Below are 13,383 nucleotides of genomic sequence, written 5' to 3' on the forward strand. Positions count from 1 at the left end.
CGCCCACGGATTGGTCTTCCCCACGCACGTGGGGGTACACCAGATGACCTTGCCTGTCTGAAAGACCCGTCGCGGTCTTCCCCACGCACGTGGGGGTACACCCTTCGTTCGGTTTCTGAGCCTGTCCGCGATACCGTCTTCCCCACGCACGTGGGGGTACACTTTTGGTTACTCGGTCGGTCGATATGAATGGCTTTGTCTTCCCCATATGTGTGGGAGTACACCTCACTACTGCCGTAGGAAAATGGGTATAGAGCGGTCTTCTCCACGCTCGTGGGGGTACACCCCAGCCGCCTTCGGATATTCAGCTTGATGAAGAGTCTTCCCCACGGGCGTGGGGGTACACCTTTATGCCGACATTCGGGAGAACCGTATTTTCTGCTTCGACCGATATGAACTCACAAAAAGTGTGCCCGCTCACATCCTGTCGCTCAATACGCTGCCCTATTACAACACGGGTAATGGCAACTATATTGCAATCCGTGTTGTCAATCCGGCAGGCAAACCTGTCGATTACGAAATCTTTTTCAAAGTGACAAAAGTATCGAGAAGGCTATTACGTCTGTATGTTTCCAGCGCTAGCGTGTGTGATGTAACGTATCAAAGCCAGCAACCGGCACTGCGGAAGATCGGTTTCTTCATTATTGCCTACTCGGCAAAATCAGAAAAATCCATTATAGCCTAAAAATGAGAAAATCCCGCCGGATTAACCGACGGGGCTTCTCTTAACTAGGCTCCTTTATAGCCGCTCTTGGGCGGATAACTACAGCCTTGGCTGTAGTTGGAGGAGCGCATTGCTTTCGCAATCCCGTTCATACGCTCAATTTGAAACTCTGTTAGGCCTTTAGACGCAACAGGATTAACAATACTCTATTGCCGGGCTGGCAACAAGAAAAATGAGGTTACTTCATTCTTTCCCGCTCGCCATGTCCAATATTTTTTACTTAATTAGTAACATACCTTTCAATGTCCAATATACAGTACATTTTGGATGGACAAGGCTTGCTTTCGCTAAAGGTGTTACGGGCGTGACTGTCTTCTCCACGGACGTGGGGTGAAACCGAAATTTGCATACATATTTCGGACAGCGCTTTGGTCTTCCTCACGCATGCGGGGAATACGCCCGCAAGTTTTCCTTGACACTTATCCTTGGTCAGATAAAAGAAAAGCTAGCAAATGCATCCTCTTTCCCGGAGCATCCGGGAGTATCCCAATTTGGGTGATACAAAAAACACTTCCTCACGCTTGTGGGGCATCCTCTTTAACCTGCGTATCTCAAACATCTCCCCGCACGCATTGGCCAGACTTTTGCTTTGGCAAATTCCATTCCCTAATCGACGTCCTCCCCGCGTGTACGGGGGTATTAGCCACTTGAGACAACGGGACTTTGTGGGAAGGCTTCATTTCCTGTGGAAACTGCGCATCCAAAAGGCTAGAATACATCCTGCGAGCTTCAGGACAGTTCGCTCTTAAGTGCGCTTCTGAGTACAACCCTGAAGTCCAAGATTTTCAGAATGTCGCCGCTTTTTACAGGAAGTGATGCCATTTTCGGATTGAGACTGCCGCTCCTGGCTGAAAGTCCACGACCAGGATACCGATAGGTGACATTCTTCATTGACCCCGCTTCGCTGCTATCTGGATTAGAGGAGAGGGATCGTTTAAGCGCAGCTTTCCTTGCCTGATGATGGAGTTTACTCGCATGATAAAGGGCGCTCCATCAAGGAGCGCCCGGCGTAATTCTCGACCGGCGTCTGCAACAGCCTATGCGGCACTGGTCGCCTTTAGAATTCCGGACAACTCTTGCCCCACGACTTTCACCGCTTCTTGCTCAGTGATGAAACCTTGCCTAACCTTCTCATAGGCATCTTCGGCGATTGAGGGCCACGAGTAATGACCAGCTAATGCGGCTTCAACTTCTTGCTCATTGTTAAAGAAAACGCATTCGGACACCAGCGTGTAGCCATCGGAACCTGAACCTCCACAGTCCGCGCAAACAGCCCCTTTGTCATCGACCTTCTGACCGCTGCAAGTCGAGCAAATTTTCTTCACCAATTTCTGGCAGAGTACAGCACGTAAAACTGAAAGGCACGCCGCCCTGTTTGACGTCAACTCGCCGCTCAATCTCTGAAGTGCCTCCTGTATTGAATTCGCCTGCATAGTCGTCAGCACAAGGTGGCCGGTTCCAGCAGTCTTCAGAATTAGCGAAACGTCCTCTGATGAGCGAATTTCGTCAACCAGTACAGCTTCTGGACCAGCACGTAAACATCTGTCGACCTTTTGCTTTAGATCGGCACTGAGCGTATTTTGAATGTCGAGAAGGCGCATGCCAGAGAGTTCATCACTTCTGATACTCGCATGCAAGGTGAATGACTTGCCAGACCCCGTTGGACCACACACCAGACAAAGCCCATCGGGCTGCGAGATACCCTTACGCCACTCTTCGATATGGGTGATACCAAGGTCTTGTAGTTTCGGGCATTCTTTCTTTGGGGCACAAGGATCCATTGATCTCACTCTCTTATCTTTGCACTACGGGCGCTAATCGAACAGCATCGCCAAAGAGACTTTTTCATTCAGAGCGGCAAAAAAGCAAGAAGTTTGTCTATAAAAGTCTCTTCTTCATATCAATAGTAGCGTTTTCAGCAGATTTTTCCTATTATTTCTGCGCAAACATGAAAGCAGAAAGCAACAAAATGAGACATCGAATACAGTCAAAGAATCACGGCACCTCAAAGAATCGCCGAAGGGTAGCACTGAAAACAATTGACCTGACCGCCGAAGAAGTCCGGGAAATTATGTCTTCAACGCCCGCGCCAGGTTCTGAAAAATTTGACCACGAGGTCGAAGATTGAAGGTACAGAACCTACCACCTTATACATGTTGACACCCCCCGACTGGTCTTCCTTGCTAAATTCTTCCCACATGCGTGGGGTATGCACAAATCTCTATTTTCCTTGACATTTTCTTACAACCCCGCAACCATCGGTAAGCAAAACAGTCCAATATCCAAGTCTCAGCGATATATCTGAATTCCCCTCCCTTATGGGGCGGACTACAAAGTTCACTCCAACCAGAGGGTTTGCAAATGCAAAAGAGCCTCATCATACTGTCATTGCTCGCAACGGCCTCTTTTTCAGAAGCGCCCGTTGTTGCGCAGACTTATCAGTTTCGCCACCACTTATATTCCGTTTACGGCCAGAATGAAGCGCCATCTGAAGAAAATGGGCCATTGATTGCAACGACTTCGATACCAGATGGCGTTGTCAATCAAACGTACGAGGCTCAAATTGAAGCGGCCGCGGGTGACAGCCCGGAACTGACTTTTTCTTCGGGTAACAAACCGGCATGGATGTCTCTTCACCCGGTTACCGGAAATGTCACTGAACTGTCGGGAATTCCAATCGCTCCAGGAACTTCGAGTTTTTCCGTCACGGTTACGGACGGCGCGAACAAGTTCGACTCAAAGCCTTTCATTATAACTGTTAAATATCGTCCCTGTGACGAAGCAGTATCCGTCGGCGATTTGTGTGAAGACTCGTTAATTTACATCGGGACACATTCCTTTAGCGGCCCATCATACCGCTACTTCATGATGAAGGAAGATTTGGGTCCGATGCCTTTCTATATTGCGTCTGACCCAAGCCACTGGGCTGGGCTGGAAGCCGCTTTGGGGCCGGATGCATACTTTGGAGACTCAGACGGCTTTGGTGTTCAGGCTGGCATCTTGGGGTTCACCAATGTGAACCCGTCGGTAACCACCCCTTCGGCTGCAACAGCTTGTGCGGAAGCAAATGTTCAGGGGTACGACGACTGGTATGCACCTTCTCACTCGATCATAAAGAAAATTTTGCCTTTAGGGCAAGCTGCTTTGGAGGGAGAGCCGTACAATTATGTCCCCGATCCAGCCCAATATTGGACAACGCATACATTCGGTTCGAGTGGTTCATCAATTTCCATGCTAAATGTGACTTCCGCCTCATCTCCCGGCTTGATGGTGGCTGGCAGCGCCCAGAACCCGCGTTACGTTCGGTGTGTTCGCCGCGACCCTGCTTGAGTTGAGGCCGCGCGTGGAGTCAGTACTTCTCTGGACAATATGATAGTGTCGTCGAAGAGGTTTTTAGCGATGTATCACGCAGAAACGAGGGAAACCACCCATGAAAGTTGAAATCTCAACCCTTAACGGTCGTGCACTGAACTTTGCCGTTGCACAAGCCTTGTTTGGTGACCCTATTTCGACTGGCCCTTTTCAATGGGTATTCGCCGGGAACCGGTATATCTGGCGACCGTTGGCGTGGGGCAAGTTCCCAGCTATTCACGAAAACGAATTTGACGCTCAGGGAGACCTGTCGGACTTTGGGTTCGTGGTTGCGAGGTGCGAACAGAAACGCCAATCTGAGCAAGGCGATGACGTAGTTCAACCCACCGCAAGTGAGGAGAACGTTTCTGTAGGGCAGGGTGACGCGGCTATGTGGAAGGAAGCATCAAAGAATATTCTTACGCGCTTCGTTCGCACCCTATGCTGGCTCCATGACTCAGGGTCACTCCACTTGGATGAAAAGCCTCAAGTTCAAGTTTGCAGAGCTATGCTTTTACTCGAAAACGATACCGAAACTCTCGACATCCCCGCAGAGCTTACTTCCGGGATTGACACTTCCGAGCGGCCCATGCTGCGAAGGTCTAATTCTTCAACCGAACAAAGACAATTATGTTGACATGTAAAATGCCGCCTCATATTCTCCTTTAAAATTTAAGGAGAACAGCGAGATGTCAAGAATCCGAATCCTTCGTGAGGCCCGCAGGCTTTCTGTCGAGGATCTCGCCGAGATGGTGGATGTTCCACCGCAGCACATTAATGATGTGGAAGAAGGTGTTGTTGAGCCGTCGCAAACCCTTTGGCGGGATTTGGCGGTGGCATTCGGGACAAGCGTCCTGCACCTCTCGGGAAAACATCCATTCTCGGATGACGTTGTCTCTACTGCTATGATGACGAAAGAATTTGATGACTTCACCGAGTTTGGCTTTTGGGGTCACATCGGCATCAAGCTAAAGGGAGTGTCTGTCACTCACTGGTATCCGATTTCGGTAGAGGCTTATCAGGAAATTACTGAGTGCCTCGAGGCAGACGACAGCCGCAGTGAATTATGGATTGCGGCCGAGACCTTGAACAATAGGGCGCTTGTCTTTGATGCCTTGAAAATCGAGCGAATTACGTTCGTCGACGAGGCTGCTGAAATGCCAAGCTCCTATCGGGACGCGCCATTCCATGTCTCTAACTATTATCCTGCGGAAGTCTTCAAAGGCGCAGTGGAAATCTCACTCGCTGAAGGGGATTTCCCTGAGGGAATGTCTGTAAGTTTCCATCAGCTCGCAACGAAATTTATGGAAAAGTGGGAAATTTCAGATCTTCTTGACCTTCATGATGCCATGACCGCGACCAACACCCATATGGTCGATGGCACTACCCGTACGGAAACCCTGTGCAATTCAGGTTGTCTGGCAGTGTTTGAAGCGGCCATCGGGAACCTGTGTAGCAACGTGCCTCGAATGATTAGCTTTTCGGACTTCGGGGGCGACTGTGATTGGTACGTTCCGTCGCGAGAGATTGTCATGCTCGACATGCCGCTCAGCGAAATCGTGGACGAAGCCTGTCGCGATTAAACCCAAGCTCCCCGATCTGTGTCGCAAGAAGGAAAACAGCATGAACGCGCTCAAGGAACTCCGCGTCAAGCATAAGCTCAGCGTCGAAGACGTCGCTCTCTCCGTGGGAGTTGACCCATTGCATCTCATCGCCTGTGAAGATGGCACTGCGGAGATTTCGCAGGCGCTCGTGTCGAAACTCGCGTTTTTCTTTGAAACGACCACTGACCGTATCAGAGGAGAAGTTTTCGCACTGAGTAAAGTGCGCCTCAAATGGATTAGCCAGCATTGCAAGGCGGGTGTTTCCTGGGTTGCATCCAAAGTGGGACAGGAAGCCCTCACCTCAATGTATCAGGCAACCTCATGCTGGGGCACTCACAAGGACGTAATCGCCAAATCGGTCAAAAGTCGCTGTTTCGAATTGTTTCTGGCCTACGATGCGGTCGAGAATGTTTGCACCCGGTTTCAGCACGATTTTAGCCGAGGAGACCAGGAAGCCTTCCGGCGCGTCATTGAAAGTGGAGAGCTGAGCGGCCGCGCGCTATCAGAAATTTCAGTTACCGTTTCCTCGTTCCGTTTAGGTGTTTCCATGAACTGGGCATGGGAACTGTATTTCAAGAACAAAGCTGCACGACTGAGAAACACTCCGATTAATGAGGGTCATCTGATGGCCGATGTGCGACACGAAAGGCTTCGCCTCCTGACCGAGGGGCAGCACGAAAGTTTGCTGTCAAATGCATCCTACAGAGTGGCTATCCCCACCTCTTGTGATTCGCTCGGAGCATAATTGATGCCCTACGGCTTTCATGATGTGTCGATGACGCAAGGGTACAAGTATCAGGTTGGTCAGCGCCGTCGCAAAGGGCTGTTTCAGTTGTTTGACAACACCCCAACCTGTGAAGGTGGCTCGATCACCCATGAGCACATCCGTTCACGGAAGTTGTGGCCGGGCGGTATGACGGGAACCCAAATTTCTTGGTGTGCGCACGGCAGGATCGCAATCCTAAAACTTGAGGATGAGCGTGAAATCGCTCTTTGGTGTTCCGAACTTCAGGAGATCCAAAAGTAAAGGATGCACTGCGCAGGCGATAGCTTGGGCGGGTATTTACATTCCTTGGCGCAAGCCAATTAAAGTCGGAGAACTTCAGATGATTCACTCAATGAAACTCGCATGCACAGGCGTGCTGCTTCTTTGCGTATCGATGCTATTGCTGTGGGCAACCATGCCTGCAAAAGCTGTCGTTGTGGTTGACCCCTTGGCGGTTCCAACGGACATGTTTGAGATTTCTCTGGCCATTGATAAACCGGACGCCAAGGTCGTCACAAGTGGCAACACTGTCCTCTACATCTTCAAAGATCGATCTGCACACGCGCTTATTTGGCAGAATAGCGAACGCGAATATGTCTCCAGAACGGAAACCACGATTTCTGACTCTCTCGAAGGCGGTAGCAAGACAATTAAAACCAAGGATGTTTTGAAAACTGGCATGGAGATGCACGCCACCTATCACCCGAATGACAAACAAATCAATGTTCAGTTGGGAGTCACTTTTGCGAAATTTAACAAATTCGGTGAAGGGGATGCAGAAATCGAGGTGCCCGACATCACCACTCAAGTTCACAACTTGCGGTTCTCTTATGATGAACTCCTTTCCGAGCCATCAATTACCAAGGTAATTGATGAGGGAAAAATCACGGTGACGGTGAAAAGGCTGCTCGGAGGCGAGTCAGATTAAGAATGCACTGCGCAGACGATAGCTCAGGCGGTTATTCCCGCCTCCTGGCGCAAGCCAATTAATTTCTCAGGAGGACTTCAGATGATTCACTCGATAAAACTCGCGTGCGCACACGCACTACTACTTGGCGTATCCATGCTATATCTGGCCGTACCTGCAAAAGGATTGGTGGCGTATGACTCTCCGAAATCTCCAACTACGATGTTTGAGATTTCGGTCACGTCTGGAAAAGCATCCTCAGAAGACGTTGAAAAGTACATCACCACTTTTGCCGTCTACCCGGACCAACCCTCGCGCGCTGCGATCTCAGCCCATCGCGAGCAGGAATTCGCCTCCTTTTCTGCTTCCGTTGAGGGCGAAAGCAAGACAGTCGAAGTCAAGGATGTTCTGCGAACAGGTATGGATCTGAGTGCTGCCTACAATCTCAATGACAACGAAGTTCGTGTTGATATGCGAGTTGTGACAGGGAAATTGGAACCAATCAGTGTCGATGACAAAGAGAAGGTCACTTCGGCGCAACTGATTTCCCGAAATTACACTTTGCAGTTCCCGTATGATGAACTCCTGTCCGAACCATCTGTCACCAAGGTAACTGACGACGCGACTATCACTGTAACAGTGAAAAGGACTTTCGCAGTGGTCTCGGAGTAAGAGATAAGCTGGATGCTGCCTATGAGATAAAAAGGCCTCTCACATGGGAGGCCTTTTTCTTGATAGTTTCTGAGCGCTTTTTTTATTTGAAGCCCGCGCACTTGTTCCGGTCTCAAGTTCAAAAGGAACAGGGTGAATATATGACAGGGGTAGAAGGACGACATGGGGCGAGAAGTCCGTTCTGGAAACATGGTTGCAGTACCTCTGGTAGCCATAGACCCATTACAGGCGAATAGTTTCAGCAAATACTGCACTTTCAGCTATCGGTGAAATTAGTAGTTTACTGAAACTAAACATTGGTCAGCGGTTTCCCCGCTAACAACCTTCCACCATTTGAGTAGCAGCACGCGCAAGTAAACACGTCAATGGCCCCAATTCCAGCAGATTGCCGGTATCACAAGCGGCAATAGCGCCATCAAAGTGCAAATCAAGAACAGATTGAACTTGATAGCTGTCTTCTTCTACTCCACCGGTGATGAAATGGGCCAGGACATCCGCGGCTTTGGTCAGGTGGTAGATGGCAATCAACTCAAGTGCAGAGCGTTTGGCCTCCACGCCGCCAAGAGATGCTAGATAGTTTTGTTCGAGTTCTTGTTGTTCAGCTCGCAGGGTAGACACACGAGCCAGAATAACATCGCGGTCATCCCCGTCCTTCCCGCACATCAACCGCAGCCAGATATCGGCGAGAGTAGCGCGGCAACGTTCCCCCCAATTATCCGAATTCAGCGGCAGATTAGGCCAACCCTGTTCAACTTCCAAAGTTCTCAGCCATTGGGCTGCTTCCGCGCCATGATTGCCAATGACGGCGAGTGCAGAAGCTCGCAGCAGTTGGGTTGCAGCAGCCATTTGTGCATCTGGCAGGGCCGATACCCTCATTAATCGGAATGCATCTGTCGCAGCTTTGTGCAGAAACGCCAGACGTTCATCATCTGGGCCCAGACGCTCTGCATCTAGGTCGAGCACGGCAAGTTCGAGCGCAGCAACAACCTCGAGCAGAAGTTCTGTATTGAGCGCCGGTGCTTCCTGCGTCATTCTACCAAACAACTGGGCACGAGCCGCCTCTTTCAACGCCCGGGTGCGTTTGTCAGCTATCACATCCAGAAGCCAGTGACTCATGCCCTACCTCTTTGCCCAACAAGTTCAAGTAACCACAGGCCAATCAGCCTCCCTGCCGTAAACACCCAAAGCATCACGACAAGCCTTACATCCGAGGCGCTGCATTTCCCGTATTCTGTTTATTGCGCTTCTGTCTGAGTAATTCAGTCACTTCAGGTGTGAAGATTTCAACCGAACCATCGCCATAAGGGATATGCTCCAAGCAAAGGAACACAGGTTCCCCGTTCTGGCTGCGGGTCAGTGTGGTGAAAACACCGGTACTAAGCCTCAGAGGGACAAGATTATCAGTGTCACGCCCGTTATCCTGGCAACAGAAGCAAAAAACTCGACCGTTATTTTCCTTTTGGATCGGAAAAACGAAATCATGCTCAATGTCACCGAACTCAAGAGGTCTTCCGAGGTCTAAGTTTTTTTTGACTGGCATTTGGGCGCTATCCTTGCAGTTTTGGGACATCAGTGGTGGCCGAGGGGCTTCTGCTACACCGGCTCAGTCCGGCCGATAATCACATGCTGGGCGCGCTACTTGTAACTTCTTCCAGCATTGGCTTGGCGACCTTCGAGATCGCATATTCCATATGTTCCGGGCCACTGCCGAGCATTGCCCACAAATGGCGAGCTTCAGTGACATCGTTCTCGGAAATGTCATCACGAGATGCATCAAAAAACTGCTGTTTAAGCGCTGCATTCTCACTGAGCAGCCCCTCGACGGTTCGCACCATGCTGTTTGCTTCCTGCTTGGGCAAGCCGGTTAAGCCGCTAGCGCGGACATCAAGAATATTTCCGTTCGTTGCTTTGTGTTCGGCCATCAGCATCATGATCTTCACCAACCATGACGCGTCTCTCGCCTGCTCTAGATAATCCGAAGCCAGAAGAACTGACAAGGCGAGAATACCTTCATCGATATCCCCTTTACCAACGACATCGAGCATTTTGATTAAGCTATTCAGGTGCTTCGCCTCTGACAGACGAGATAGCGGCGTGCCTTGCGGCTTGGAATTGTCGTTCGACATAGCGGTTCCCAGTTCAGATGTGTGTGATGATACGGACGGTACTATCGTTTCAAGAAAACGAGGGACTCTTTTTCCTTATCTCCCGAAACCAATCCTCAACCATGCCGGGTTTGCCGCAGTCGTCATTACCTTCAAACTTCAGGCGGTATGCTGTCTCCATTTCGTGGCAAGAGACTACTTTACCAGCGATGACGTTCGCCGAGGACCCAGGTTCTGAGTTTGGCGCATACCACTGACAATTCTGTTCTTCTTCAGAAAGCGGCCTTGGCTTGTCATGTGGCCCAATTTCGGACGCCCCACAGCTTTCACAGTGGTATGGACCGGCTTGAACCATTCCAACGCCAACACTCATGAAAGTAGCATCTCACGATCAAAGACCGCGAGACTCAAATCTATCCTTCAAGAATAAACCTCATTCTCCTTGAAATCCGGAGCAAGTCAACAAGCAAAACATATGTTGACAACAATCATGTGTTTTCACGTACGAATTGCAGTAGTCGAACCGATATTCGCCCGTCTGCCGGTTCATAACCGTTTTTCTGTTGCCAGTTTCTGACGGCCCGTGCTGTGTTGGGGCCATAATCTCCGTCCGGGATTGCCCCCACGGCTTTTTGGACCTCCCGGACCATATTCGCGTTCAGTTCAGGCGCATAGTCATCCGGCAAATTTACGGGCCGGGTCGGGCTGCTTTCATCGCCACTCTCTGATTTGTCGTCCACTATCGCCGCACCCAGCGGATTGTAGGTGCGCACCATCGCCATCCCGATCGGGGCGATAATAGGTTCTATTCGTATCGTCCAGTCGGCCAGGGACGCCACCGCGGGGCTGCTATCCATCGCCATCAAGTGCAGGCGTTTGTAAGCGCCGCTTTCGGTATAGGCATTCGTTATAGACAATGGCGCAAACACAATGAGTGTTGCTGCGGCCAGAACGGCAAACTTGCTTGCAATCAGTGCGTAGCGGTGGCCTCCAGTCAACAGAAGGACGATACTGCTCACAGCCTTCACGGCTGTGAAGATGGCAAATGCTAGCGACAAGGTCAGCGATATCACCGGTACCAGAATTGCTCGATATGCCGATTTCCCGAGTTCTTCCAGGCTACCGCCGTCTGCATAATTCACAGCATTGCTTTTGAACTCGGAAACTTCGTCTTTGATTGCCTGATCTATTCGAGGCAGTACCACTTGCCGAGTGAAGGCTTCATGTGACCAGTCCCACCTCCAGCCGGATATGTAGATGTCATCACCAACCTTTTGTCGAATGACGCTTTGAACGTCTTTTTGAGATATCAACTGTTGCCGGGAAAGCCCGGGCGGAAGATAGAAGCCAAGCGCATTGGTTATTGACGTTCGCCATTTTGCCACGCGCTCGCCGTTTGCTTTCTCATAGACCGCGTCTGCAAATGCCTGCTTGTTAAGCGGAGTCCAACTGGGTGGAAGTTTAAGGCCTCGCCCGGCCAGTTGATTGCGCACTTCCTGAATGACGCTCGAATGCGCGCGGAACTCTTGTTGGCTCATAAACGGTGGCCTGCCACCGGAGCTTTCGGTGAAGGACGGAATGTGTATCTCAACAACCCTGTTGAACACGGTGTTCGGCTCGGCCGGGCATTTCCACTGCCTATCACCCTGAAGGTTGTCAAACAGATCCAGAAGCCGAAGTCCCGCGAAATCACCAACCGCTCGACCAGCAGCTTCTCCATCTGTTTCTCTACGGCAAAAAGCCATCTGATCCGGGGCCGGAGCCTTGGAGCGCGAGCGAGCCCATTGTTTATTGAAGTCTTCTTGATGTTTGTTGACGCATGCGCGCGTGTCGCAGCGTCCCAGGCTCTTGTAAAATCTCTGCAACCGGTCAGGATAGATTTGGCCATAGAATTCACGCATGTCTTCGAGAAACTGGTCAGATGCCGCTGTGTAGCGCTTGAAGCTGTTATCGAGCTCTGCCTGCATACGGCTCCATTCCTCATCGACCTTTCGGCCAGCTCGGCTAGGAACGTCACCGTATTCTTTCGAATGTTTCCCATATATCTGAACAAAGTCCCGCTCGAAATTTGCGCCAGCATCCTGGTACTGCGCGTACTTTTCATCAAGGTCAACCAGCATTCGATTGCGCGCCACCTGTTCAACGATGGTTTTGCGGGTTGCGTTGTCCATGATCGAATTAACGAAGGGCTCCGCGTTCATGGCCACCGCCCCGATGAGGCTCAGAAGCGTTTGTGCCTCAGGAGTTTCACGTCCGCCCATTGCCTCGAGATCCAGTTCATCGATCGCAACGCTGTAGTTGGAGAGCCCTGACTTGAGAAGCGCGATGTTTTTGGCCAGCAACCGGTCTTCCCCGGATGAAGGGTTGATTACGAGTTCATCGAGAAGGTATTTCTGACCGAAATACATTCCGGGGACTGCCGTCATAAACGTTGCAAGGACCACAAGACACTTGAGAATACCCGTGTTCTCGGGTTCCTGAAGCGAGATGTACGCTATCAATCCTGCGAGGATTGTGCCAACAACCGGGAAGAAGACAAATGCTAACTCTTCCCCGGGAGCGAACCAGAACACGCCGACCGATGCAATCATTCCGGCACCCCAAAGTAGTGCCAATTTACTGTTCGGAAGAAAACCTGAACCGGCGAGAAACCCAAGAAGGGTCAGCCCGAAGCCAAACCCGCTGACAGTTCGGCCGTAATGCTCAACATCAGAAATCTGCGCCGCCGTGCTGACGGCGGAACTCGCGATGGACAGCAGAGTGGCATTAAAATGCAATTCGACTGCGAGATAGGCGAGCGTGAATAGAACAAGCCAGAGGAAGGCTTTGCGGGCGCTAGTCGTCATACCACTGGTTACTCCAGACCGATAGTCGACAACTTCAGCTTGGCATCCGTGTCTTGTTGGTATTTCTCCCCAGAAGTGGCGTTCCGCTCGCCTATCGAATAACCATCAGATGACTGCACATTCAGCGGAACCGGTACTATGTGGCCGTCAGCTCTTCGATACTGTCCGTTTACGAGCAGACTCTGCTGTTGGGCCAACACATATCTCTGGCGGTCTGCATCCGCGGGCAAAGCAGACAGCACCTGTTGTTCCCATATGGCATATTGCGCCGGTTGGCTGACAGATGTTCCCTGAGACTGTCCGTCTCCGGTTACACATCCACTTAACGCAAGTATTGCCAACATCGATATGGCAGGGAGTGTACAACGCATGATCTGTCCTTCTGTCCCGGTATTTCCATTACTTGTT

The 13,383-nt window shown here is 50.8% G+C and carries 13 protein-coding genes; 8 read left to right on the top strand and 5 right to left on the bottom strand.

Features of this window, described 5'->3' with window-relative positions; all coding sequences use genetic code 11:
• The first annotated feature begins 334 nt into the window (after positions 1 to 334).
• Positions 335 to 685 (top strand): hypothetical protein, encoded by a 351-nt coding sequence (locus TH5_RS25285; RefSeq protein WP_425275483.1) that lies wholly within the window; start codon positions 335 to 337, stop codon positions 683 to 685.
• A gap of 1,076 nt (positions 686 to 1,761) precedes the next feature.
• On the opposite strand, the gene TH5_RS08750 is transcribed toward TH5_RS25285, so the two are convergent.
• Positions 1,762 to 2,505, bottom strand: coding sequence for an ATPase, T2SS/T4P/T4SS family (locus TH5_RS08750; protein WP_114121534.1), 744 nt, complete (start codon positions 2,503 to 2,505; stop codon positions 1,762 to 1,764).
• A gap of 580 nt (positions 2,506 to 3,085) precedes the next feature.
• Between TH5_RS08750 and TH5_RS08755 the strand changes: the two genes are divergently transcribed.
• From TH5_RS08755 to TH5_RS08785, 7 genes are all read left to right on the top strand, one after another.
• Positions 3,086 to 4,054, top strand: coding sequence for a putative Ig domain-containing protein (locus tag TH5_RS08755; RefSeq protein WP_114121535.1), 969 nt, complete (start codon positions 3,086 to 3,088; stop codon positions 4,052 to 4,054).
• A 100-nt stretch (positions 4,055 to 4,154) separates the two neighbouring features.
• Positions 4,155 to 4,712, top strand: a complete 558-nt coding sequence (locus TH5_RS08760; protein ID WP_114121536.1) for a hypothetical protein — start codon at positions 4,155 to 4,157, stop codon at positions 4,710 to 4,712.
• 52 nt (positions 4,713 to 4,764) lie between these two features.
• Complete coding sequence (locus TH5_RS08765) at positions 4,765 to 5,658, top strand: helix-turn-helix domain-containing protein (protein WP_114121537.1); 894 nt, start codon at positions 4,765 to 4,767, stop codon at positions 5,656 to 5,658.
• Positions 5,659 to 5,698: 40 nt separating this feature from the next.
• Entirely contained in the window at positions 5,699 to 6,424 is a 726-nt protein-coding gene (locus TH5_RS08770; protein WP_114121538.1) for a helix-turn-helix transcriptional regulator, read from the top strand.
• A 3-nt stretch (positions 6,425 to 6,427) separates the two neighbouring features.
• Complete coding sequence (locus tag TH5_RS08775; RefSeq protein ID WP_114121539.1) at positions 6,428 to 6,706, top strand: hypothetical protein; 279 nt, start codon at positions 6,428 to 6,430, stop codon at positions 6,704 to 6,706.
• Positions 6,660 to 7,373 (top strand): hypothetical protein, encoded by a 714-nt coding sequence (locus tag TH5_RS08780; RefSeq protein ID WP_147250076.1) that lies wholly within the window; start codon positions 6,660 to 6,662, stop codon positions 7,371 to 7,373. Before TH5_RS08775 ends, TH5_RS08780 begins: the two co-directional genes overlap by 47 nt.
• 81 nt (positions 7,374 to 7,454) lie before the next feature.
• Positions 7,455 to 8,024, top strand: a complete 570-nt coding sequence (locus TH5_RS08785; RefSeq protein ID WP_114121541.1) for a hypothetical protein — start codon at positions 7,455 to 7,457, stop codon at positions 8,022 to 8,024.
• Between the two features lie 315 nt (positions 8,025 to 8,339).
• Here TH5_RS08785 and TH5_RS08790 read toward each other — a convergent pair whose 3' ends face one another.
• The 4 genes from TH5_RS08790 to TH5_RS25480 form a co-directional block, all read right to left on the bottom strand.
• Positions 8,340 to 9,140, bottom strand: coding sequence for a hypothetical protein (locus TH5_RS08790; RefSeq protein WP_114121542.1), 801 nt, complete (start codon positions 9,138 to 9,140; stop codon positions 8,340 to 8,342).
• A gap of 85 nt (positions 9,141 to 9,225) precedes the next feature.
• On the bottom strand, positions 9,226 to 9,564 hold the full coding sequence (locus TH5_RS25290) for a hypothetical protein (protein WP_147250077.1): 339 nt from the start codon (positions 9,562 to 9,564) through the stop codon (positions 9,226 to 9,228).
• A gap of 79 nt (positions 9,565 to 9,643) precedes the next feature.
• Positions 9,644 to 10,150, bottom strand: coding sequence for a hypothetical protein (locus TH5_RS08800; protein WP_114121544.1), 507 nt, complete (start codon positions 10,148 to 10,150; stop codon positions 9,644 to 9,646).
• A 467-nt stretch (positions 10,151 to 10,617) separates the two neighbouring features.
• Entirely contained in the window at positions 10,618 to 12,975 is a 2,358-nt protein-coding gene (locus tag TH5_RS25480) for a peptidoglycan-binding domain-containing protein (RefSeq protein WP_167443504.1), read from the bottom strand.
• Positions 12,976 to 13,383: the final 408 nt, after the last annotated feature.

The sequence above is a fragment of the Thalassospira xianhensis MCCC 1A02616 genome (genome assembly GCF_003326475.1).
Lineage (GTDB): Bacteria > Pseudomonadota > Alphaproteobacteria > Rhodospirillales > Thalassospiraceae > Thalassospira > Thalassospira xianhensis.

Excerpts from the sequence above, each read along its gene's own strand:
- TH5_RS08750 (WP_114121534.1), bottom strand. The coding sequence starts at position 2,505 with ATGGATCCTTGTGCCCCAAAGAAAGAATGCCCGAAACTACAAGACCTT.
- TH5_RS08755 (WP_114121535.1), top strand. The coding sequence starts at position 3,086 with ATGCAAAAGAGCCTCATCATACTGTCATTGCTCGCAACGGCCTCTTTT.
- TH5_RS08760 (WP_114121536.1), top strand. The coding sequence starts at position 4,155 with ATGAAAGTTGAAATCTCAACCCTTAACGGTCGTGCACTGAACTTTGCC.
- TH5_RS08765 (WP_114121537.1), top strand. The coding sequence starts at position 4,765 with ATGTCAAGAATCCGAATCCTTCGTGAGGCCCGCAGGCTTTCTGTCGAG.
- TH5_RS08770 (WP_114121538.1), top strand. The coding sequence starts at position 5,699 with ATGAACGCGCTCAAGGAACTCCGCGTCAAGCATAAGCTCAGCGTCGAA.
- TH5_RS08775 (WP_114121539.1), top strand. The coding sequence starts at position 6,428 with ATGCCCTACGGCTTTCATGATGTGTCGATGACGCAAGGGTACAAGTAT.
- TH5_RS08785 (WP_114121541.1), top strand. The coding sequence starts at position 7,455 with ATGATTCACTCGATAAAACTCGCGTGCGCACACGCACTACTACTTGGC.
- TH5_RS08790 (WP_114121542.1), bottom strand. The coding sequence starts at position 9,140 with ATGAGTCACTGGCTTCTGGATGTGATAGCTGACAAACGCACCCGGGCG.
- TH5_RS25290 (WP_147250077.1), bottom strand. The coding sequence starts at position 9,564 with ATGCCAGTCAAAAAAAACTTAGACCTCGGAAGACCTCTTGAGTTCGGT.
- TH5_RS08800 (WP_114121544.1), bottom strand. The coding sequence starts at position 10,150 with ATGTCGAACGACAATTCCAAGCCGCAAGGCACGCCGCTATCTCGTCTG.
- TH5_RS25480 (WP_167443504.1), bottom strand. The coding sequence starts at position 12,975 with ATGACGACTAGCGCCCGCAAAGCCTTCCTCTGGCTTGTTCTATTCACG.